This window comes from Bradyrhizobium sp. S3.7.6 (assembly GCF_054061875.1).
Genome location: NZ_JBSSEQ010000001.1, coordinates 8,454,187 through 8,475,660, shown reverse-complemented (window position 1 = coordinate 8,475,660; position 21,474 = coordinate 8,454,187). Strand labels below are relative to the sequence as shown.

General features: G+C 63.3%; 22 protein-coding genes and 1 tRNA gene. 9 read left to right on the top strand and 14 right to left on the bottom strand.

All coding sequences use genetic code 11. The features are described 5' to 3' along the window. The first annotated feature begins 80 nt into the window (after positions 1 to 80). The gene (locus ACVJ5M_RS40895; protein WP_084795305.1) at positions 81 to 1,571 is read left to right on the top strand and encodes a hypothetical protein; all 1,491 of its coding nucleotides are present in this window, start codon (positions 81 to 83) and stop codon (positions 1,569 to 1,571) included. 75 nt (positions 1,572 to 1,646) lie between these two features. Here the strand turns inward: ACVJ5M_RS40895 and ACVJ5M_RS40890 are convergent, their stop codons facing one another. Next, positions 1,647 to 1,874, bottom strand: coding sequence for a hypothetical protein (locus ACVJ5M_RS40890; RefSeq protein ID WP_063985512.1), 228 nt, complete (start codon positions 1,872 to 1,874; stop codon positions 1,647 to 1,649). Positions 1,875 to 2,116: 242 nt separating this feature from the next. Between ACVJ5M_RS40890 and ACVJ5M_RS40885 the strand changes: the two genes are divergently transcribed. Continuing rightward, positions 2,117 to 2,704 (top strand): DUF4126 domain-containing protein, encoded by a 588-nt coding sequence (locus ACVJ5M_RS40885; RefSeq protein ID WP_063985511.1) that lies wholly within the window; start codon positions 2,117 to 2,119, stop codon positions 2,702 to 2,704. Between the two features lie 20 nt (positions 2,705 to 2,724). On the opposite strand, the gene ACVJ5M_RS40880 is transcribed toward ACVJ5M_RS40885, so the two are convergent. After that, the gene (locus tag ACVJ5M_RS40880) at positions 2,725 to 3,669 is read right to left on the bottom strand and encodes an AEC family transporter (RefSeq protein ID WP_063985510.1); all 945 of its coding nucleotides are present in this window, start codon (positions 3,667 to 3,669) and stop codon (positions 2,725 to 2,727) included. A gap of 372 nt (positions 3,670 to 4,041) precedes the next feature. Here ACVJ5M_RS40880 and ACVJ5M_RS40875 point away from each other — a divergent pair, with 372 nt between their 5' ends. Then, complete coding sequence (locus ACVJ5M_RS40875) at positions 4,042 to 4,377, top strand: hypothetical protein (RefSeq protein ID WP_063985509.1); 336 nt, start codon at positions 4,042 to 4,044, stop codon at positions 4,375 to 4,377. 432 nt (positions 4,378 to 4,809) lie between these two features. After that, positions 4,810 to 5,487: a ParA family protein gene (locus ACVJ5M_RS40870; RefSeq protein WP_028150667.1), complete on the top strand. Its 678-nt coding sequence runs from the start codon at positions 4,810 to 4,812 to the stop codon at positions 5,485 to 5,487. Positions 5,488 to 5,562: 75 nt separating this feature from the next. Here ACVJ5M_RS40870 and ACVJ5M_RS40865 read toward each other — a convergent pair whose 3' ends face one another. From ACVJ5M_RS40865 to trxB, 5 genes are all read right to left on the bottom strand, one after another. Continuing rightward, positions 5,563 to 5,709 (bottom strand): hypothetical protein, encoded by a 147-nt coding sequence (locus ACVJ5M_RS40865; protein WP_014492080.1) that lies wholly within the window; start codon positions 5,707 to 5,709, stop codon positions 5,563 to 5,565. Between the two features lie 340 nt (positions 5,710 to 6,049). After that, positions 6,050 to 6,220, bottom strand: coding sequence for a hypothetical protein (locus ACVJ5M_RS40860; protein WP_161495798.1), 171 nt, complete (start codon positions 6,218 to 6,220; stop codon positions 6,050 to 6,052). Positions 6,221 to 6,335: 115 nt separating this feature from the next. Beyond that, positions 6,336 to 7,244: a 4-hydroxy-tetrahydrodipicolinate synthase family protein gene (locus ACVJ5M_RS40855; RefSeq protein WP_063985508.1), complete on the bottom strand. Its 909-nt coding sequence runs from the start codon at positions 7,242 to 7,244 to the stop codon at positions 6,336 to 6,338. Between the two features lie 463 nt (positions 7,245 to 7,707). Next, positions 7,708 to 8,631, bottom strand: a complete 924-nt coding sequence (locus ACVJ5M_RS40850) for a LysR family transcriptional regulator (protein ID WP_027534296.1) — start codon at positions 8,629 to 8,631, stop codon at positions 7,708 to 7,710. Between the two features lie 5 nt (positions 8,632 to 8,636). After that, the gene (gene trxB / locus ACVJ5M_RS40845; RefSeq protein ID WP_063985507.1) at positions 8,637 to 9,602 is read right to left on the bottom strand and encodes a thioredoxin-disulfide reductase; all 966 of its coding nucleotides are present in this window, start codon (positions 9,600 to 9,602) and stop codon (positions 8,637 to 8,639) included. A gap of 265 nt (positions 9,603 to 9,867) precedes the next feature. Here trxB and ACVJ5M_RS40840 point away from each other — a divergent pair, with 265 nt between their 5' ends. Then, on the top strand, positions 9,868 to 10,347 hold the full coding sequence (locus ACVJ5M_RS40840) for an Lrp/AsnC family transcriptional regulator (protein ID WP_028150670.1): 480 nt from the start codon (positions 9,868 to 9,870) through the stop codon (positions 10,345 to 10,347). A gap of 119 nt (positions 10,348 to 10,466) precedes the next feature. On the opposite strand, the gene greA is transcribed toward ACVJ5M_RS40840, so the two are convergent. The 3 genes from greA to ACVJ5M_RS40825 all read right to left on the bottom strand — a co-directional run bounded on the left by greA (position 10,467) and on the right by ACVJ5M_RS40825 (position 15,930). Next, positions 10,467 to 10,940, bottom strand: a complete 474-nt coding sequence (gene greA / locus ACVJ5M_RS40835; RefSeq protein ID WP_063985506.1) for a transcription elongation factor GreA — start codon at positions 10,938 to 10,940, stop codon at positions 10,467 to 10,469. A 210-nt stretch (positions 10,941 to 11,150) separates the two neighbouring features. Beyond that, positions 11,151 to 14,615: a carbamoyl-phosphate synthase large subunit gene (gene carB / locus ACVJ5M_RS40830; RefSeq protein WP_283017707.1), complete on the bottom strand. Its 3,465-nt coding sequence runs from the start codon at positions 14,613 to 14,615 to the stop codon at positions 11,151 to 11,153. Between the two features lie 145 nt (positions 14,616 to 14,760). Continuing rightward, positions 14,761 to 15,930: an MFS transporter gene (locus ACVJ5M_RS40825; RefSeq protein WP_063985504.1), complete on the bottom strand. Its 1,170-nt coding sequence runs from the start codon at positions 15,928 to 15,930 to the stop codon at positions 14,761 to 14,763. Positions 15,931 to 16,042: 112 nt separating this feature from the next. Between ACVJ5M_RS40825 and ACVJ5M_RS40820 the strand changes: the two genes are divergently transcribed. Beyond that, positions 16,043 to 16,414, top strand: coding sequence for an ArsR/SmtB family transcription factor (locus ACVJ5M_RS40820; protein WP_028150674.1), 372 nt, complete (start codon positions 16,043 to 16,045; stop codon positions 16,412 to 16,414). A gap of 132 nt (positions 16,415 to 16,546) precedes the next feature. Here the strand turns inward: ACVJ5M_RS40820 and ACVJ5M_RS40815 are convergent. Beyond that, a tRNA-OTHER gene (locus tag ACVJ5M_RS40815) sits at positions 16,547 to 16,622 on the bottom strand. Positions 16,623 to 16,676: 54 nt separating this feature from the next. Further along, on the bottom strand, positions 16,677 to 17,378 hold the full coding sequence (locus ACVJ5M_RS40810) for a class I SAM-dependent methyltransferase (RefSeq protein WP_231143628.1): 702 nt from the start codon (positions 17,376 to 17,378) through the stop codon (positions 16,677 to 16,679). A 115-nt stretch (positions 17,379 to 17,493) separates the two neighbouring features. On the opposite strand from ACVJ5M_RS40810, the gene ACVJ5M_RS40805 reads away from it, so the two are divergent. Continuing rightward, on the top strand, positions 17,494 to 18,018 hold the full coding sequence (locus ACVJ5M_RS40805) for a Dps family protein (RefSeq protein ID WP_063985503.1): 525 nt from the start codon (positions 17,494 to 17,496) through the stop codon (positions 18,016 to 18,018). A 123-nt stretch (positions 18,019 to 18,141) separates the two neighbouring features. Here ACVJ5M_RS40805 and ACVJ5M_RS40800 read toward each other — a convergent pair whose 3' ends face one another. Both ACVJ5M_RS40800 and carA read right to left on the bottom strand, forming a co-directional pair. After that, the gene (locus tag ACVJ5M_RS40800) at positions 18,142 to 18,669 is read right to left on the bottom strand and encodes a cupin domain-containing protein (RefSeq protein ID WP_354100175.1); all 528 of its coding nucleotides are present in this window, start codon (positions 18,667 to 18,669) and stop codon (positions 18,142 to 18,144) included. A gap of 155 nt (positions 18,670 to 18,824) precedes the next feature. Further along, a complete protein-coding gene (gene carA, locus ACVJ5M_RS40795; RefSeq protein ID WP_063985501.1) occupies positions 18,825 to 20,015 on the bottom strand; it encodes a glutamine-hydrolyzing carbamoyl-phosphate synthase small subunit in 1,191 nt (396 codons plus the stop codon). Positions 20,016 to 20,161: 146 nt separating this feature from the next. Between carA and ACVJ5M_RS40790 the strand changes: the two genes are divergently transcribed. Beyond that, positions 20,162 to 20,890, top strand: coding sequence for an alpha/beta fold hydrolase (locus ACVJ5M_RS40790; RefSeq protein ID WP_063985500.1), 729 nt, complete (start codon positions 20,162 to 20,164; stop codon positions 20,888 to 20,890). A 33-nt stretch (positions 20,891 to 20,923) separates the two neighbouring features. Beyond that, entirely contained in the window at positions 20,924 to 21,379 is a 456-nt protein-coding gene (locus tag ACVJ5M_RS40785) for a GatB/YqeY domain-containing protein (protein WP_028150679.1), read from the top strand. Positions 21,380 to 21,474 lie beyond the last annotated feature (95 nt).

Genomic DNA, 21,474 nt, shown 5'->3' with positions numbered 1-21,474 from the left:
GATAAGAGAAGGCCCTTGGCCTCATGGGGATGGAAGGCCGAAGCAGATAGCGGCCGGGTATTGCAAGCCGGAGATTGTGAATGCCGCTCGTGACTGCAGACGCTGAAGCAACTCTTAGGTCACGGTTGGGCAAGCCCGCTAAACCGCCCACCGACTATGTGATCGGCTTCTCGACGCCAACCGGGAAGGTCCTGGCCCTTCATCGCGAGGCCAGCGAAACACGTATTTGGTTCGAGCCGCCGGCTCCACCGAAGCTCGATGGTGTGCGCCTGATGGATAATCCCTCAAACGGAAACTCCAACATCAACGGGCCGCTTTTACGGCTTCGGTCGCCCTCCACGCTGCGTGTCGAAGTCGATAGCCCCGGCGCTTTGGACAGGTTTCTTGATTGGTATGCCGGTTCCGGAAACGCTGCTCGGCCGACTATGGCCGCTGACATTGACCCGTCTGCCTTCAGCGAAGCGTTCGCACGCTTCCAGAGACTCGTCACGACAAAGTCCGGTCATCCGTTCAAAGGGTTTGACGAAGGACTTGCTGCGGTCTGGGAAGGCTATAAGCCGCGTCTGCGTGATCATGCCCTTGGATTGCTTCGAGCAGGGGAATGGACGGAAGAGAGTATCGGCTCAGGCGCGATCTTGGAGCGTACGATCGAGGCTATTGAGATACAGGACAGTGGCCGCAAACTTACGAATAATCTTGTGTTCTGGCAAAACCGCTACGGTCATGCCAACCGCGACCATCGGGAGTTGTTGGAAGCGCGGGCGAAACCGAAGCTTCGCCGTGACATCGAAGGTCTACTTTTTGGACTCTATCGAGGCAACGCTGATGAAGGCGCAACATTTGATCGACTGAGCGATCTGACGGCCCGCAAATATCCGTTGTTGGCCTATCTGTTCTTTCTTAAGGACATGGATCGATTTATGCCGATTCAGCCAACCGGTTTCGACCGCGCATTTCGAGCACTCAATATATACTTTTCGACCATACTCCAATGTGGCTGGGAGAACTATTCGACGTACAACCGTACGCTCGCTTCGTTGCGGCCGCTTATTGAAGAGGGCGCCGGCCTAAGACATATCCGCCTTATTGACGCACACACCTTCTGCTGGGTTTTTTCGACGCTGCTAAAGCGTGAATCGGAAGGCTCGATCGCTAAAGCGCCAGGCGCCAGAGACGATGGGCGCATCCTTGGCGGACGCGAGAAGTCCATCATCGAAATGCGCCTGTCGGTCGAGAATACGGTAAGGAACGCCAACGGACAAAGCGTCCAACGGATTTTGAAGAACAAAGAATTGCGGATGACTGCGGCTGAATTAGAGAAGCTTATCGCATCTTTGCTTGATCTACAGGGTAACTGTTGCGCCTTAACCGGAATCCCGTTTGAATTTGTCAATCCCAATGCGAACAAGAACCTCCTGCCATCGCTGGATCGGATCGACAGCGACGGTCATTACGAGGCAGGCAACCTTCAAGTAGTTTGCCAATTCATCAATTTTTGGAAGAGCGATTCGAACGATGAGGAGTTCCGCCGGCTCTTGGGGTTGGTGAGGGGGCAAGAGGAGGGGAGCTGACCGAAGTAATGTTTTCGTTCAACGCCCGCCTATGCACTTGTGCAGCGCGTTGAGCACGCAGCGGACACGCGCACGCTAACCAAAGCTACCTCCCCCCCCGCCACGTTCACCCCCACCACCACGCGGCAGCGTCACCGCAGCCAGCAGCGTGCCCAGCGCCACCGCGCCCGACACCGGGTTCACCAGCCGCTGATACTGAACCGCAAAGATGTACGCGTTCGCGCCGGTCGGCATCGCCGCGAACAGCACGCCGGCCGCGACCGGCGGCAGGTTGAGCAGCTTTGCCAGCACGAACGCGACCACCGGGCGTCGCCAGAAGCTTGAGCGCGCCCATCACTGCGATGCTGCTCGCCTTTGAACTCGAAGTGGAAGAAATGCGCAGTGATCGGCTACGTCAACATTTCTGGCTTGGTTTGATCATCCTCCGCGATGTAGCCTGATTGCGCGTTGCGATCTGCGTCGATGGCCGTTCTCATCCAAATGACCTCGGCCGCATCACGTCTAGCCTTCGAGGAAATTCGAGCGCAACAATCGTTGGGGATCTCATGTCGAACTCCGATCTCGCGTTGTCGATTGCGCTCGGTGTCGGTCTTGCGGCCGCGACGGGCTTCCGGGTGTTCCTGCCGATGCTGGTTGCCAGCGTGGCCGCTTACTCGGGTTCGCTTCCTTTGGGCGACGGTTTCGCGTGGCTTGGAACACCTGCTGCAATGCTCATGCTTGGCGTGGCCGCGCTCCTGGAGGTTGGTGCGTATTTCATTCCCGGCGTGGATAATGTGCTCGATGTCATCGCCGCGCCTGTCGCCGTGATCGCCGGAGCCATCCTGTCGGCGGCGACCATGGCAGATCTTCCACCGATGATGAAATGGACGGCCGCCATCGTCGCGGGTGGCGGCGCGGCCGGCATAGTGCATGGCGTCACCGCGGCCGTGCGGGCCAAATCGACGGTCCTGACGGCTGGCCTCGGCAACTCAACCGTTGCGACCGCCGAACTGGGCGGTGCACTCCTCGTATCGCTTCTTGCCCTGGCTGCGCCGGTTGCCGCCTTCGTGCTCGTCGTTCTGATGCTCTGGCTGGCGATACGTTTGATCCTGCGCTTGCGGAGGTCAGCTCCTCGCACGGATCAACCGGGATGACCGCGTGACTGCTCGTGCGGCTACCTCACCCCCGCCACGATCACCACCACCACCGGCAGCGTCACCGCCGCCAGCAGCGTCCCCAGCGCCACCGCCCCCGACACCGGGTTCACCAGCCGTTGATACTGCGCCGCGAAGATGTAGGCGTTCGCGCCGGTCGGCATCGCCGCGAACAGCACGATCACGCCGGCCGCGACCGGAGGCAAACCGAGCAGCTTTGCCAGCACGAACGCCACCGCCGGCATCGCCAGCAGCTTGAGCGCGCTCATCGCGGCGACGCTCAGCATCTCGCCTTTCACCTCGAACCGAAACAGATTGATGCCGAGCGCGATCAGCGCCGCCGGCGAACCCGCCTGCGCGAGCAGTTCGATCGTTCGGTCGACGACGGGGTTGAGGCCGAGCCCCGTAAAACGCCAGACCACGCCAAAACCGATCGCCAGCATCAGCGGATTACGCGCGAGATCCGCGAGCACGGGGCGGATGACCGACAGGACCGAGCCCGTCCGCTTGCGGCTGACAAGCTCCATCTGGAGGATGCCGCAAAGCCAGAGCAGCGGCGTGTTCACCGACAGGATCAGCGACATCGGGCCTGCGGCTTCGTTGCCGAGCGCTGAGAGCACCAGCGGAATGCCGAGCATCACGATGTTGCCGTAGACCGAGCCGATCGCGAACACGACGCCGTCCTCGCGGTCTTCGCGCCGTTCGCGCAAGCATGCCGAGAGCGCCAGCGCCGCGATCCAGGTGATGGCGAGCGCGCCGTAATAGGCGCCCCACATCCGCCAGGGGCTGACATCGGGGAATTCCGACACGACGATGGTGCGGAACAGCAGCGCCGGAATGGCGATGCTGAAGGCGAATTCGGAGATGCCCTTGTGCGCGGTCTCGGAGACGAAGCGAAACAGCACCGACGCATAGCCGGCCGCGATCAGGGCGAACACCGGCGCGACGATCAACACTGTGGCCATGCGCCCCTCATCTCACGGGGACATCACACGACCACCCCACGTTCTCGATCATGCCATCATGCCGCTGTTTTGCCCGACGAGTCAAATCGACTTCGTAAAATCCGTAAATGGCCGCCGTGGCCTGGCTACTGTGCATGGGGTTGTTTTCGCGTTTTTTTGCTGGACCGAAGCTGAAGCCGCGCGCGGACCCGATCTCGCCAGCCCTGCCAAAGGCTTAGCCTGATAGCGCGACATCGTGCCCGGGATGGGACCGCGCCGGGCCGACCGGCCTGTTGCCCGGAGCGCACAGGTGGCCGTTTTCGCTTCAGGCCTCGTTGCCAACGAACGCCCGTTCACCCACTATTCGCTCTAACTCGACATGTGGGGGGATCGATGCCGGCGCTCCGTTTCAAAGAATCCTTGGCTGCTGCGATCTCGGGCATTGCGCTCGCCGTCCTGGTCCATCCCGGCGCCGGCTTCGCTTACACGCAGGAGGAGCAGCAGGCCTGCTCGCCGGACGCGATGCGGCTGTGCGGCGAGTTCGTTCCGAACGTCGATGCCATCACCGCCTGCATGATCCAGAAGAAATCGCAGCTCTCGCCGCAGTGCAAAGTGTTCTTCCGTCAGGGACCTGAGCCCGGCGAGGCTCGCGCCGGCAAGCCGACGGCCAAGAAGAGCACCAAGCCTTCGCAGAAGGCGGCCAAGAAGAAGAAATCCAGCGAAAGCTGAGCGCGGGGCCAGCGTTCTTTCTTTGAAGCTCGTCGCGTCAGGGCAACAGCGCGAAGCGTCTTCGCGTCGGTGTCCCCTGCATGTGTGTTGCCGGCATCAGCTGCGCGCCAGCCTCCGGACTCCTTTTGTTCGCCTCGCCGTGCGGACGCCTGCGACAATTACCAGCGCGTTCGACGGAAAAGAGTCGCGAGAGGGTTTGCGCGGCGAGGTTGCATTCCGTTTTTCCCGCGTTGCTGCCGAAAAAGCGTGGGATTGCCGGCGTGAAGGGCGTTTCGTTGCGATTGGTATCCTGGTCGCGCGAAGCAGTGTGACTCAAAAGCCAACACGTCTTGTTATTTCGTGGCTCTGAGGCAACTGCCGGTAAATTTTTCTTTCCCGAATCAGCGCGGTGATTCATTTTCGTGATCTGGGGTCAATCTGGAGGCCAGAGGTATGAACGTAATTGTTTTTGCATCGCGTAAAGGCGGCTCGGGCAAGAGTACCCTGGCCGCACATCTCGCCGCGCAGATCAAGGCGAGCAAGCAGGTGATGCTCGTGGACGCGGATCCGCAGGGCTCGCTGACGCTGTGGCACAAGCTGCGCGGCACCAACGAGCCGCCGATCAAGGCTGCCGTGAACTCGGTCAGCGGCATCGTCTCCGCTGCCAAGCGCGACGGTTATGAATGGGTGTTGATCGACACGCCGCCGAATCTCTCGGCCGTCGTCGACGACGCGATCAAGAACGCGACCATGGTGGTCATTCCGGCACGTCCCGGCGTGTTCGACGTCAACGCAGTGCAGGAAACCATCCAGATGTGCCGCGCGGCGCGCAAGCCCTACGCGGTCGTGCTCAACGGTGCGCCGGCGCGCCGCGACGAGTCCGAAAGCCCGATCGTTACCATCGCCCGCGAGGCGCTGGCGAAATTCCGCGCGCCGGTGTGGGGCGGCCAGATCACCAACCGTTCGGATTTGCTGATGGCGCTCAGCCACGGCGAAGGCGCGCGCGAGTATCAGGCCGAGAGCCGTGCGGCCCAGGAAATCGCAAGGCTGTGGGCGGCAATCGAGCGTTCAGTGAAGGCTATTCGCGGCACGGCGTCGGCATCCGGCGCAATGCACAAGCAGGCGGCATAATTTTCATAAATCATTCCCCGGACGGAAAGCGCGCGGAAGTCCGCGCGTTTTGCGTTTTGGCCCGGTGGAGATGCGTTACGCCACCATCAGCATGTAGAACACGATGACCGGCGACAGCGTCAGGATCACCGACCAAATGCCGGCGGCCCAGAGAATGTCCTCGGTGGTAAAGCTCTGCTGTCCGGCGTCGTAATGCGACGCCACTTCATTCTGGATATTCACAAAACGCCCCCGCGATTTCTTCGCTTATGGGCGCCAGTGATAGCCGCGATGTTTTAAGAATCCGGATCGCAATTTCGGGCGCATTCGAACACAGGTGCTACCACGGATTAACCATGCCAGCGCGGTGCGCGCGTTCGCGCGGGTTAACTACGGGCACGTTCTAACCCTCCCCTGGAGGGGGAGGGTCGCTACGCATTGCGCGAAGTGAAATGCGTAGCGGGGCGGGGTGACGGTGCCTCCGCAGCCAACAGTGCCCGAGTGGAGAGATCACCCCACCCCGCTCGCGCTGCGCGCGACCGACCCTCCCCCTCCAGGGGAGGGTGAAGGACTCGCGCCGCCGCTAAACCCACTCGCTGTATTTCCTTCTGATCTCGTCGATGTAGTCCGCGCGCGATTTCACCTCATCCGCGGTCAATCCGATATCGCGCCGCAGCCAGTCGGATAACTCGCTCGCATATGAAACGCGTTCCCATGCCGCCTTCAGCGCATCGCGCCATTGACGAATGTCCATAGGTCGATCTCTTTTCCGGATTGAGATGGTGTCGAGCGGACACGACGCTGCCTTCCCTCTCCCGCACGGGGAGAAGGGGGTGGCGGCGTGCGTGTGAAGAGAGGAAGCGGAGGCGCTACGCGGCGACTTTCATCCGTCGCTCGATCTCGCGGTCGATCTGGGCTGCGAGCTCGCTGCTCACTTCCACCATTGGCAGGCGCACTTCGGGGCTGTCGATCAGGCCGCACCGCCACAGCCAGTACTTCGCCGGCGCCGGGCTCGGCTCGGTGAACAACAGGCGCGTCAGCTCGGCGACCTCGTGCCAGCGCGCCTGCGCCGCGTCGTGGTTGCCTCGCTTCACCTCGGCATACACGGCCGCAAACGTCGCGGTCTCGACATGGGCGGATAGCACGATGCCTCCGTCGGCGCCGTCGGTGAGCGCCTCAAGGTAGTTCGCATCCTCGCCGGTGAGCACGCGAAAGCCCTTCGGCCTGTCGCGCAGGAGCGCGATGGATTGATCGCGGTTCGCGCCGCAATCCTTCAGCCCGACGATGTTCCGATGTTCGGCAAGCCGCAGCAGCGTCTGGTTGGTGATGTTCACCGAGGTGCGATAGGGGATGTTGTAGAGCGCGATCGGCCACGCCGCGTGATCGGCAAGGGCTTCGAAATGAGCCAGGAGCCCGCGCTGCGACGGCCGCACATAATAGGGGCTCGCGATCAGATAACCGTCGATCGGCCAGTCCGCGGTCTCGTCGAGGCGTTCCTTCAGCCGCGAAGTGTCCGCGCCCGACAGTCCGAGGCAGATCGGAATGCTGCGGCGCTCCGTCGCCATCTCGTCGCGCACGATGGCGACGAGACGCTCGAGCTCGACCTCGCGCAGCGTCATGCCCTCGCCGGAGGTCGCCCCCAGGATGAAGCCGTCGACGGCCTGTCCGCTGTAATGTCGCGTCAGCCGCCGCAACGACCTCTCGTCGATAGCGCCGTCGCGAAACGGCGTCACCAGCGGCAGCCAGAGTCCGTGCAAATGATCTTGTAGACCGGTCATGTTCCATCTCCTTCTCGGGAAAAAACCTGAGACGGAGGGCACATGAAAAAACCCCGTCCAGGCGGCGGGGTTTCGGGATTTGCTAGCGATGACGAAGCTGTGTTAGCGCGCGCAAAAATCCGAGGTCCCCGGATGGGGGCCTTTTTTCGAGGCGACTGCCTTGAACGAGATTGCGCACGACTTCGTGATCATTCGCAAATGATGCGGGGTGTACGTGGAACTGTCAATACACGCGGAACGTGAAACCAGAATGGGACAGAAAAAAAGCCGGGCTCAAGCGAGCCCGGCTTAAGGTATTGGCCACGTGAGGCCGACACAATCACCTTCCAAGAGGGATTACTGAACTCCCGCGCCACTGGAGGAGGGGGACAAATGCGCAACGCGAAGGCTCAGCGTGGAAACATTATGGGCTCGACGAGCGCCATGCAGCAACCGTTCAGGTCGCATGTCAGACATGCGGAAATCAGGAAGGCCAGCGCTGCGCCTTGCTCACCACGAAGTCGCGGAACACCTGCACGCGCGCGACCGTCTTCAACTCCTCGGGATAGACGAAATAAGTGTCGAGCTGGATCGAATCCGATTCTCCGAACAGCTGCACCAGGCGGCTCTGTTCCTCGATCAGATAATCCGGCAGCGCCGCGATGCCGAGGCCTTGCTGACAGGCGCGGACGAGGCCGAGGATGTTGTTCACTCTGAAATAGGCCTCGCGCGGACCAGAGCCGTTGCGGCCGGCTTCGACCAGCCAGTTGCGGTTCTGAAGATGCGGCGCGAAGTTGCCGTCGGAGAGCGTGATGATGCGGTGGGAGTCGAGCTCCTCGAGCGTGCGCGGCGTGCCGAAGCGCTTGATGTAATCCGGCGAGCAATAGGCGTGGAAGCCCATCGCGAACAGCTTGCGCTGGATGAGATCCGGCTGCGTCGGCTTGCGGGTGCGGATCGCGACGTCCGCTTCGCGCATCGACAGGTCGAGCTCCTCGTCGGTGACGATCAGCGAGATCCGGATCTCCGGATAGAGCGCAGTGAATTCGCCGAGCCGCGGGATCAGCCAGTTGATGCCGACGCCGGGCGTGGTGGTGATCTTGAGGTCGCCGCTCGGCCGCTCGCGGCTGTCGGTCAGCTTGGCGCGCGCCGCCTGCAGCTGCATGAACACGTCATGCGCGGTGCGGAAGAGCAGGTCGCCCTGCTCGGTGAGGATCAGGCCGCGGGCGTGGCGGTGGAACAGCGAGACCGAGAGCTCCTGCTCCAGTGCCGAGACCTGGCGTGAGACCGCCGATTGCGACAGGCCGAGCTGCTCGCCCGCATGCGTGAAGCTGCCCGCTTCCGCCGCCGCGTGAAACACCTTCAGCTTGTCCCAATCCATATCCGTAAATCCGTCGCGTGTTCGAGGCATGATCTTTATTCCGCTGCAGCGCGCTCGCTGGCGCGCAGGGCCAGGAAACGTTCGGCTTCGAGAGCTGCCATGCAGCCGAGGCCGGCAGCCGTCACGGCTTGGCGATAGGTCTCATCGGCGACGTCGCCGGCGGCGAACAGGCCGGGCACCGAGGTGGCGGTCGAGTTCGGGGCAACCTCGACATAGCCCGACCGTTTCAGCTTGACCTGGTCCTTCACGAGCTCGGTCGCCGGCGCGTGTCCAATGGCGATGAAGACACCGTCGGTCTTCACGTTCGTGAGCGCGCCGGTCTTGACGTTCTTGAGGCGGACATGGGTGACCTTGTTCGGGTTCTCGGTGCCGCAGATCTCGTCGACAGCCGAGTCCCAGACCACCTTGATCTTCGGGTGCTTGAACAGACGCTCCTGCAGGATGCGTTCGGCGCGGAAGTGATCGCGACGATGCACGATGGTGACCTGCGAGGCATGGTTGGTGAGGTACAGGGCTTCCTCGACCGCGGTATTGCCGCCGCCGACCACCACGACTTCCTTGTTGCGGTAGAAGAAGCCGTCGCAGGTGGCGCAGGCCGACACGCCGCCGCCCTGGAATTTCGTTTCCGACGGGAGCCCGAGCCAGCGCGCTTGCGCGCCGGTGGCAAGGATGACGCTGTCGGCGAGATAGACGTCGCCGCTGTCGCAGGTGAGGCGGAACGGCCGCTGCATAGTCTCCAGCTTGGTGACCAGGTCGGAGACGATCTTGGTGCCGACATGGACCGCCTGCTTCTCCATCTGCTCCATCAGCCAGGGGCCCTGGATCACGTCGGCGAAGCCCGGATAGTTCTCGACGTCGGTGGTGATGGTGAGCTGGCCGCCCGCCTGGATCCCCTGGATCAGGATCGGCTCAAGCATTGCGCGCGCGGCGTAGATCGCCGCCGTGTAGCCGGCGGGGCCGGAGCCAATAATGACGACCTTTGCATGAACAGTGGCAGACATTTTGACGGACGCCTTTCACGGGGGATCTGCAGCGCGGGTGCGGAACGTGCCGGGAGGCGTCGCGGAAGCGCTGAAATATCAGAGCTAATCTAAGCCTTCTGGTGAGCTATGCAAGAATTGCATTCCCTGTCGGCGGATTTTTCCAACAGGGAACAAAAGTCGATTGCGCTGCACGCGCAATAAAATTGCGCAATTGCTGCGGACTGGCTATGAGGATTGCGTCAAATCCACCAATACAGCCGCAAAGGCCAGGAGTTCCAATCACGTGTCGCGGAACCTAGACGAGATCGACCTGAAAATTCTCACCGAGGTCCAGGCCGACGGTCGAATCACGAATGTCGAGCTGGCCAAGCGCGTCGGCATCTCGCCGCCACCCTGCCTCCGCCGCGTCCGCGCGCTGGAGGAGGAGGGCTATATCCACGGCTATCGCGGCCTGCTCGACGCCCGCAAGCTCGGCTTCGACGTCACTGTGTTCGCCGCCGTGCACCTGTCCAGCCAGGCCGAGGCGGATTTGCGCGCCTTCGAGGAGTTCGTCCGTGCCGAGCCCCTGGTGCGGGAATGCTGGATGCTGTCGGGCGAGGTCGATTTCATCCTGAAATGCGTCGCGCCGGACATGGCCACCTTCCAGGATTTCGTGACGCACCTCACCGCCGCACCCCATGTGCGTAACGTGCGCACGTCGCTGGTGCTGCATAATTCGAAATACGAGGCGGCCGTGCCGCTTGATGTGAAGGGGAGAAGGTAAGCCTTCTCCCTCTCCCGGTTCTTGCGGGGAGAGGCACACGGCCCTCGCAATACCCCGAAACAAAAAGGCCGCGCAGGGCGCGGCCTTTTCAAAACATCATCACGCTTAGCGGCAAATCCTTACCGCCACTCTACCTTGGTGATCTCATACGCCTTGGCGCCGCCGGGGGCGTTGACCTCGACGGTTGAACCCTTCTTCTTGCCGATCAGCGCGCGCGCGAGCGGCGAGGTGATGGAGATGCGGCCCTTCTTGGCGTCGGCCTCGACCTCGCCGACGATCTGCCACACCGTCTTCTTCTCGGTGTCCTCGTCGACCAGCGTCACAGTGGCGCCGAACTTGATGGTGTCGCCGGACAGCTTGGAAATATCGATGATGTCGGCGCGCGCGAGCTTGTCCTCGAGCTCGGCGATGCGGCCCTCATTGTGGGACTGCTCTTCCTTCGCGGCATGATATTCCGCGTTCTCCGACAGGTCGCCGTGCGAGCGCGCTTCCGCAATATGCTCGATGATGCGCGGACGGTCCTCGGACTGGCGCCTCTTCAATTCTTCTCCGAGCGCGGCAAAGCCGCCCGCTGTCATCGGAACCTTTTCCATCTCTTCTCTCGTCCTTCGGCCGCGCGCCCCGGCAAGACACAGGGCGCGGCAACCTTGATTCGTCAGTACTTCCGGGGCTGAGTATACGGCCACCGGAACGGTTATGTGGGTCTGGCGCCGGAACAGAACAACCACAACGGCCGGACAGTTCCTCCGGCCATTGTGGCTTCATTGCCAGTCACTTAGCGGAAGCGTCGCCGTTGCTAGCGATCAGGTTTCCGAAAAGTAGCTCTGCAGGGTACGAACCTCAAGGTCCCCGCCCAGATAGGCGCGGATGCCCTGCGCGGCCGCCACGGCCCCGGAAAGAGTGGTGTAATACGGCACTTTATGCAAGAGGGCCGCGCGCCGCAGCGAGCGGCTGTCGGCGAGCGCCTGCGGGCCCTCGGTAGTGTTGAGGACGAGCTGGACGTCGCCATTGGTGATGGCATCGACGATGTGCGGCCGTCCCTCAAGCACCTTGTTGACCCTCTCGGTCGGGATGCCCTGATCGGTCAGGAAGCGCGCCGTGCCCGATGTCGCCAGCACCTTGAAGCCGAGCGAATGCAATTCGCGAACGGCCTCGGCGATGCGCGTCTTGTCGCTCTCGCGAACCGAGACGAACACCGTGCCCTTGCGCGGCACCCGCGTGCCGCCGCCGAGCTGACTCTTGGCAAAGGCTATCGCGAAGGAGCTGTCGATGCCCATCACCTCGCCGGTCGAGCGCATCTCGGGGCCGAGCACCGTGTCGACGCCGGGGAAGCGGGCGAACGGAAACACCGATTCCTTCACACCGACATGCTTGAAGTCCGCCTTCTTCAGCTTGAAGTCGGCGAGCTTCTCGCCGGCCATGATGCGCGCTGCGATCTTGGCGACCGGCGTGCCGACCACCTTGGCGACGAAGGGCACCGTGCGCGAGGCGCGCGGATTGACTTCGAGCACGTAGATCTCGCCGTCCTTGATCGCGTACTGCACATTCATCAGGCCGACGACGTCGAGGCCGAGCGCCAGCTCACGCGTCTGCCGCTCCAGCTCCTCGATCATCCTGGCGTCGAGCGAGTGCGGCGGCAGCGAGCAGGCGCTGTCACCGGAATGGATGCCGGCTTCCTCGATGTGCTCCATGATGCCGACGATGAAAGTGTCCTTGCCGTCGCAGAGGCAGTCGACGTCGATCTCCGTTGCATCGGACAGATAGCGGTCGAACAGCAGCGGGTTCTTGCCGAGCACGGTGTTGATCTGCCCGGTCTTGTCGTTCGGGTAGCGCGCCTTGACGTCGGCCGGCACCAGCTCTGGCAGTGTGCCGAGCAAATAGTCGCTGAGCTGGTTCTCCTCGCGGATGATCTGCATCGCGCGGCCGCCGAGTACGTAGGACGGGCGCACCACCAGCGGCAGGCCGAGATCGGTTGCGACCAGGCGCGCCTGCTCGACCGAATAGGCGATGCCGTTCTTCGGCTGCTTCAGCCGGAGCTTGTCGAGCACGCGCTTGAAGCGGTCGCGGTCTTCGGCAAGGTCGATGGCGTCGGGCGAGGTGCCGAGGATCGGCACTTCGGCGGCTTCCAGCGCGCGCGCCAGCTTCAGCGGGGTCTGGCCGCCGAACTGCACGATCACGCCGTGCAGCGTGCCGTTGGTGCGCTCCTTCGCGATGATCTCCAGCACGTCCTCGGCGGTGAGCGGCTCGAAATAGAGCCGGTCGGCGGTGTCGTAGTCGGTCGACACCGTCTCGGGGTTGCAGTTGACCATGATGGATTCGTAGCCGGCGTCATGCAGTGCGAAGCAGGCGTGACAGCAGCAATAGTCGAACTCGATGCCCTGGCCGATACGATTGGGCCCGCCGCCGAGGATGATGACCTTCTTCTTGTCCGACGGCGAGCTCTCGTCCGCAGGCGCGCCCGCAAACAGCGCCTCATAGGTCGAATACATGTAGGCGGTGGGCGAGGCGAACTCGGCCGCGCAAGTGTCGATGCGCTTGTACACCGGGCGGACGTCGAGCGCGTGGCGCTTCGCTGTCACCTCGGCCTCCGTCGACGCCACCAGCACGGCGAGCCGCGCATCGGAGAAGCCCATGGCTTTGAGCGTGCGCATGCCGAAGGCGTTGCCCGGCAGGCCGTTCTTCCGGACCTTCTCCTCCATGTCGACGATGCCGCGCATCTCGCTGAGGAACCACGGATCGATCTTGCAGGAGTTGAAGATGTCCTCGTTCGACCAGCCGAGCCGCATGGCCTGGGCGACCTGGAGCAGCCGGTTCGGCGTCGGCGTGCCGAGCGCGGCGCGGATCGCGTTCTTGTCGTCGTGCTGGCCTAGCCCCTCGATCTCGATCTCGTCGAGCCCGGTCAGGCCGGTCTCGAGTCCGCGCAGCGCCTTCTGCAGGCTCTCCTGGAAGGTACGGCCGATCGCCATCACTTCGCCGACCGACTTCATCGACGTGGTCAGCGTGGTCGACGCGCCCGGGAATTTCTCGAAGGCGAAGCGCGGAATCTTGGTGACGACGTAGTCGATGGTCGGCTCGAACGAGGCCGGCGTCGCGCCGCCGGTGATGTCGTTGGCGATCTCGTCCAGCGTGTAGCCGACCGCGAGCTTGGCGGCGACCTTGGCGATCGGGAAGCCGGTGGCCTTGGAGGCCAGTGCGGACGACCGCGACACGCGCGGATTCATCTCGATCACGACCATGCGGCCGTCTTCGGGATTGACGCCGAACTGCACGTTGGAGCCGCCGGTCTCGACGCCGATCTCGCGCAGCACCGCCAGCGAGGCGTCGCGCATGATCTGGTATTCCTTGTCGGTCAGCGTCAGCGCCGGCGCGACCGTGATGGAGTCGCCCGTGTGCACACCCATCGGATCGAGGTTCTCGATCGAGCAGACGATGATGCAATTGTCTTTCTTGTCGCGCACGACCTCCATCTCGTACTCTTTCCAGCCGAGCACGGATTCTTCGATCAGCACTTCGTTGGTCGGAGACGCATCGAGGCCGCGCTCGATGATGTCGAGGAATTCTTCCTTGTTGTAGGCGATGCCGCCGCCGGTGCCGCCCATCGTGAAGGAGGGACGGATGATCGCGGGCAGGCCGATCTCGGACAGCGCCATCAGCGCCTGGCCGAGCGCATATTCCTGGTAGCGCTTGCGGCGGTCGCTTTCGCCGAGCACCCATTGCCGTTCGTGTTCCTCGAGGGCGGCACCCGACAGCTTCTCGCGTTCGGCCCGGTGCTTGTCGCGGAAGGACTTCTTCAACTCGGACGCGTTGGCGAGCCGCGACTTTGGCGTCTCAAGTCCAATCTTGGTCATGGCCTCGCGGAACAGCTGACGGTCTTCCGCCTTGTCGATCGCATCCGCGGTCGCGCCGATCATCTCGACATCGAACTTTTCCAGCGTGCCCTGCCGGCGCAGCGACAGCGCGCAGTTCAGCGCGGTCTGTCCGCCCATGGTCGGCAGCAGCGCGAAGCCGCCGGGAATGACGTGACGTTCCTTCTCGATGATTTTTGCGACGATCTCGGGCGTGATCGGCTCGATATAGGTCGCATCGGCCAATTCCGGATCGGTCATGATGGTGGCCGGATTGGAATTGACGAGGACGATGCGATAGCCCTCTTCCTTCAGCGTCTTCACCGCTTGCGTGCCCGAATAGTCGAACTCGCAGGCCTGGCCGATCACGATGGGACCAGCGCCGATGATCAGGATGGTGGTGATGTCTGTACGTTTGGGCATCAACTCTCGCCGAAGTGGATTTTGGGCACAAAAAAAGGGCGCGCTTGCCGCGCGTCCCCTTGAGCCGAGAGGCGCGGGGTCTCCCCTCGCGCGCGGGTGGGTCTTAGACCAGTTTTCGGGGCGGCGAAACCCCGAAAAACGCCCATCAACCGGCAATTTTGACGGGTTTTGGCCGTGCCTGCCAGCCACGGGCGAGATGCACCAGCAGCGAGGCCGCAACGCTCGATCCGCCGATCCAGCCAAGATCAGTAGGCGAAAGGGTGGCCAGCACCGCGCCACCCAGGGCCCCGCCGATGGCAAAGCCGAGATACATGGCGGAGGCGTTGAGCGAGAGTGCGATCATCGAGGCCTGCGGCTCGATCCGGATGATGCTAGCGACCTGGGCCGGATAGAACGCCCAGCCCGAGATGCCCCAGAGGAAGATCGCGCCCAGCACCGCATAATGCGCCTGTCCAGGCATCAACTTCAGGACCAGCGAATGCAGGATCAGGGCGCTCGCCATGCCGGCGAGCCCGAGGCCTGCGGTGGCGAGAGTCCCGAGCCGGTCGGCCAGGACACCGCCCAGCATGTTCCCGATGGCGGCGGCGCCGCCGAACACCAGCAGCGCGAGGCTGATCTGCGCGGCGTCGAAGCCGAGGCCGCGCAGCGGGACCGCGAAATAGGTGAACACGGTGAAGCCGCCGAGCGCCCATAAGATGGTGATCAGCAGCGCGATCACGACATTGCTGTGACGCGCCACTGCCAGCCGTTCGCTGAGCGAGGCGGTGTTGCGCGGCAGGCCGCGGGGCAGGCCAAGCAGCAGGCCGGCAAGCGCAACCGCGCCGATCAGGGCCACCATGGCAAAGGTCGCGCGCCATCCGAGCAGGCTGCCGACGAGATTGCCGAGCGGGACGCCGATCACGGTTGCAATCGTGAGGCCCGAGGTGACCAGCGCCACCGCGCGGCCGCGCCGTTCGGGCGCGGCGACCGCCACCGATACGGCGAGCGCCGTCGGCATGCACAGTCCGGAGCCCAGCGCCATCAGCATGCGGGAGGCCAGCAGCAGGGCGTAGCTGGAAGCCACCATCGCGACGAGATTTCCGGCAATGAAGGTCGATAGCGCCAGGGCCAGCACGGTGCGGCGGTCGATATTGTTCAGCGTCACCGCCAGGATCGGCGAACCCACCGCATAGGTGAGGGCGTAGGCGGTGACCAATTGGCCGGCGGCCGGGACGGAAATCGAAAGATCGCTGGCGATCGATGGCAAAAGCCCTGCAATGACAAAGCCTTCCGTACCAATCGCGAAGGCCGCGAGAGCCAGCCAGAACACGCTCATTGGACGATATCCCTATGTTCAACGTTTATTGAACTATTGAATGCAAAGGCTAAGAAGTCAATTGGTTCAAGAACTATTGAACATCACGGTCAGTTTGCTATGATTCCAGACCATGAGCCGCACGCCCCTTCATCCCACCCGCGAGCAGATCGAGCTGCCGATGGTTCTGGATTGCCTGAGCGATCCGATCCGGTTGGCCATCGTCTATCAGCTCGCCCAGCAGGAACGTGTCAGCAGCGAACTCTGCTGTGGCGACTTCAGCGGCCTTTCCGGCAAATCCAACCTCGCCTACCATTTCGCCAAGCTGCGCGAATGCGGCCTGATGCTGACGCGCGTGGCGGGCACCAACCGCTTCATGCGGCTCCGCCGCGAGGATCTGGACGCACGCTTTCCGGGGCTGCTCGATGCTGTCCTCAGCTCCGCAGCCAAGGATGCCGACCGGCTACAGCTGCTGTCGGAGTGCGAAACGGTTGAAGTGGATTGAAGTTTGCGAGTTTTCGAGAATTCGCTTTGGGCGGTCCGTCGAAGCGTGCCCGTCTTCGCCCTTCGGGCTTCGCCGAGGCAGCCTTCGCACGATACGGCTTGCCTAGCCGAAGCTGGCGGAGCCAGCGAAGGCTGGAGACCCGGCCTGGATTTGAACCAGGATGAAGAGCGTTGCACCGCCCTCGCGTAGACGCTTCCGCCACCGGGCCGCGACGATCTTTACCTATCGGCGTGTGACAAGCCACCTCGGGCAGTCATTATGCTTAACGGACCAGAGGCGGCCGCGCGATGAAGGTCATGCGCCAGCGATTATGGCCGATATTGGTGTGGGCGCGCTGGACAGCGAAGCCGGCCGCGGTCAGCTTGGCGACGATCTCGTCCTCGCTATAGCGCTGGAGCCCGATGCGCGTGCGCAGATGACGGTAATCTGACAGCGCGGTGCTGATCAGCCCGATCAGCGCGTCCTTCAGGAAGCCGTGACGCAGGCCGAAGCTGAGCAGCGCCATCACATCCCTGAACATGCCGACATTGGGCTGCAAGATATCTCCGAGCACGAGCTTGCCGGATGGGGTCAGCAATCGCCGGATGTTCACAAGCGCGGCATCGAGCTCGTCCGGCGTCATGTATTGCGCGACCGAGTTCATCACCGCGAGGTCGATCGACTGGTCCTGCATTTTGCGGACGTCGTCGAGGGAGCGGACGCGGATCCTGGTGTTCGGGGCAAATCGCGCGATCAGCCGGCCACGCACGCCGGGGGCGGGCTCGGCGAGAATCAGCTTGCCGCAGGCCGCGGCCACCTGGCTCGCCGACAGCGCCTCGCCGCAGGCATAGTCGAGCACGGTCGCCTCGGGCGATGAGATGTAGCCGATGATGTCCCGCGCGATGATCTGGAAGTGCAAGTCGCGATGCAGCTTGCTGACATAGATCGTATGCGTGGAGTCGTAATAATCGATCCAATCGTCCATGGTATTTCGTAGGTCCCGGCCAAACGGTTCCTGTCAAGGAACCGGCACTGCCCGCCTTGCGTTAGGGGTGCGACGGCGCGCCGTCAATGTCCGCGTCCTAACAGGAAGGTTTCCCGTGAGCAAAGCCCCCACCAAGGTCTCGCCCGATCTCGATACCCCCACCGATCTGTCGCCCGATGGGGTCAAGAAGGTCTCTGAGGCGCTCAACGTGCTTTTGGCTGATGCGTTCGCGCTCTATCTGAAGACCAAGAATTTCCACTGGCACATCAGCGGCCGGCATTTCCGCGACTATCATCTGCTGCTCGACGAGCAGTCCGACCAGATCTTCGCCACCACCGACCAGCTCGCCGAACGCGTCCGCAAGATCGGCGGCACCACGCTGAAGTCGATCGGCCAGGTCGCCAAACTCCAGACCATCAAGGACAACAACGAGGACTACGTCCCGCCACGCGAGATGCTGCGCGAGCTGATGCAGGACAACAAGCACGTCGCGAGCGCGATGCGCAAGGCACACGAGGTCTGCGACGACGCCGGCGATGTCGCCAGCGCCAGCATCCTCGAAAACTTCATCGACGAGACCGAGCGCCGGACGTGGTTCCTGTTCGAGGCCACCCGCCAGGAGGGTGGCAACGAGGCGTAGGGGGTACGCGACTGCGTAGGGTGGGCAAAGGCGCGCTTCTTGCGCGCCGTGCCCACCATCTATCCTTGCGGCTTGAACTGATTGGTGGGCACGCTCCGCTTTGCCCCCCCTACGGCGTCGCGCTTATGGCCGGCTCCACAGCCTCATCAACGCCCCGTTCTTGCCCGTCACCGGATCGGCCGGCGGCAGCGCGACCTCGGGAATCGTCTTCAGTGCCCTGGCGTGGTTCTCCGGAGTTGCCCGCGTCACCACCATCTTCGATCCCGGCGGATAGGCGCCGATGATGCAGAAATCGTCGCTCGCCCTGATGCACTGATGCCCCGTGCCGGCAGGCAGGATCGCGACGTCGCCTGCCTTGATCTCCAGCTCCTGGCCATGATCGCCGCCGAAGCGGACGCGGGCACTTCCGCGCACGACGCCGAGCACCTCATGCACCGTCGCGTGATAGTGCAGATAGTCGTAGACACCGTTGCGCCACGTGCCGCCCCAGCTATTCGCTTCGAACAGGTTTTCGATGGTCGCCTCGGGACGCCTGGAATCGAGCTTCACCGCACCCCGATAGACCAGGAAGGGAAGGATGTTGTTCGGCACGAGCCCGTCATCTTCGAACACGATGGCGCGTGGCTCGGCATTGTCGCGGACAACGGACATGGCAGGGCTCCTGCGTGAGCGTAGCAGGAATCAACGAGGGGCGTGAGACGACGTTCCTTGCGTCCGGGCGAACCGCAGCGTCGAGCCCGGAATGACAAGAGCCCGGGTCAAGGCCCGGGCTCGATGTCGTCAAGGCAATTGCAGGAGAGCCGGCGTTACGCGCTCTTCTTCTGCCGCATCAGATCCGCGAAGCGCTGGAACAGATAGTGCGAGTCGCGCGGGCCTGGAGAGGCCTCGGGGTGGTACTGCACCGAGAACACCGGCTTGCCGTCGAGCTGGATGCCGCAATTGGAGCCGTCGAACAGCGAGATGTGGGTCTGCGTCGCGCCCTTCGGCAGCGTCGCCTCGTCCACCGCAAAACCGTGGTTCATCGAGGTGATCTCGACCTTGCCGGTGGTCTCGTCCTTCACGGGATGATTGGCGCCGTGATGGCCCTGATGCATCTTCTTGGTCTTGGCGCCGACGGCGAGGCCGAGCATCTGGTGGCCGAGGCAGATGCCGAAGGTCGGCGTGCCCGACTTGATCACGTCCCGGATCACCGGCACCGCGTATTTGCCCGTCGCGGCCGGATCGCCGGGGCCGTTGGACAGGAACACGCCGTCCGGCTTCATCGCCAGAATGTCTTCCGATGAGGTCGTCGCCGGCACCACCGTCACCTTGCAGCCGACGCCGGCGAGCAGGCGCAGGATGTTGCGCTTGATGCCGTAGTCGATGGCGACGACGTTGAACTCCGGCTTGTCCTGGCGGCCAAAACCCTTGTCCCACAGCCAGGGCGTCTCGTCCCAGGTGAAGCGCTGGCCCGAGGTGACCATCGGCACGAGGTCCATGCCCTCGAGGCCCGGCCATTCGCGCGCTTCTTCCTTCATGCCATGCAGGTCGAACTCGCCGTTCCTGGCATGCGCGATCACGGCGTTGGGCATGCCCTTGCTGCGGATCAGCGCGGTCAATGCGCGGGTGTCGATGCCGGACAGGCCGATGATGCCGCGGGCCTTGAGCCAGGCGTCGAGATGCTTGGTGGCGCGGTAGTTCGAGGGATCGGTGATCGCGGTGCGCAGGATCACGCCGCGCGCGCCGGGCGTCGCGGCCATGTTCACCGTCTCGATGTCTTCCTCGTTGGTACCGACATTGCCGATATGCGGGAAGGTGAAGGTGATGAGCTGGCCGGCATAGGAGGGATCGGTGAGGATCTCCTCATAGCCGGTCATCGCGGTGTTGAAGCAGACTTCACCGACGGCATGGCCTTCGGCGCCGAGACCGAAGCCTTCGAGCACCGTGCCATCGGCGAGCACGAGGAGCGCGGTCGGTTTATGGTCCGGCCAGGCGGTATCGTTGTCATGTTGTGTCATGAGCCCGGTTCATAGTCCGGGCCGGCGCCGCCGTCAAAGCGGACGAGCGCCGATTCACATGCGTTTTTGCATATTTGACAGGTCTCCTCAGGCACTTAAGCTTGGCAGAATAATTTCCGCCAATTTCCCGGGCTTGCGAGGCAATAATGGACCAGACCACCCCGCTTCTGCTGGTTCCGGGGTTGGCCTCTTCGGCCCGGATCTACGCCCCGGTGGTCCCCGCGCTCTGGCGGTTCGGCCCGGTGATGATTGCCAACCATATCCGCGACGACAGCATAGCGGCGATCGCCCGGCGCGTGCTGAGCGAGGCCCCGCCGCGCTTTGCGCTCGCCGGCCACTCCATGGGCGGCTATATCGCGCTCGAGATCATGCGCCAGGCGCCCGAGCGGGTTTTGAAGCTCGCGCTGATCAACACCCAGGCCCGGCCCGATACACCGGAAGCGACCGCGCGCCGCCGCGGCCTGATGGAACGGGCCAGGCGCGGCGAGCTGAGCGCGGCGCGCGAGGAGATGTTTCCGGAGCTGGTGCATCCCTCGCGCCGCGACGATGTCGGCATTCGAAAGCTCGTGCATGAGCAGGGCGAGGACGTCGGGGTCGAAGGCTATCTGCGGCAGCAGACCGCGATCATTGCGCGGGTGGATTCACGGCCGACGCTGGCGACGATCAAATGCCCGACGCTGGTGCTGACAGGCGATCAGGACAACACGATTCCGAACGCGTTCTCCAAGGAGATGGCGGAGGGCATAGCGGGCGCGAGACTGGTGATCCTCGAGCGTTGCGGGCACCTGCCGCAGCCGGAGCAGCCCGGGGCGACGACGCGGGCGCTGGTCGAATGGCTGGCCGCCCCGGTTGTCTCAGGGCCGCGAACGGCCTAGATCAGGCGTCGGATATTCGAAGGGATCACGATCATGCTGCGCGACGACATCAACAACGCGGTCAAGGAGGCCATGAAGGCCAAGGACGAGCGCAAGCTGTCCACCCTGCGCATGGTCAACTCGACCATCAAGAACGCCGACATCGAGGCGCGCGGCAACGGCAAGCCGCCGCTGTCGGACGCCGACCTGCTCGGTGTGTTTCAGAAGATGATCAAGCAGCGCCAGGAGTCGGTCGAGCTCTACGACAAGGGCGGCCGTGCCGAACTCGCCGCCCAGGAGCGCGAGGAGATCGCGGTGATCTCGGCCTATCTGCCGAAGCAGATGTCGGACGACGAGGTCAAGAAGGCGATCGCGGATGCGATCGCCGAGACGGGCGCAGCCGGCATGAAGGACATGGGCAAGGTGATCGCGGTGTTGCGCGCGAAGTACGCCGGTCAGATGGATTTCGGCAAGGCCAGCGGCCTGGTGAAGGCGGCGCTGACAGGCTAGCTTCTTCCCTCTCCCGCAAGGGGAGAAGGTGCACCTTTGATGCCGCGTGAGTTCGGTCTACTCTCTCCCGATAGACAAATCGGGGGCAACCGATG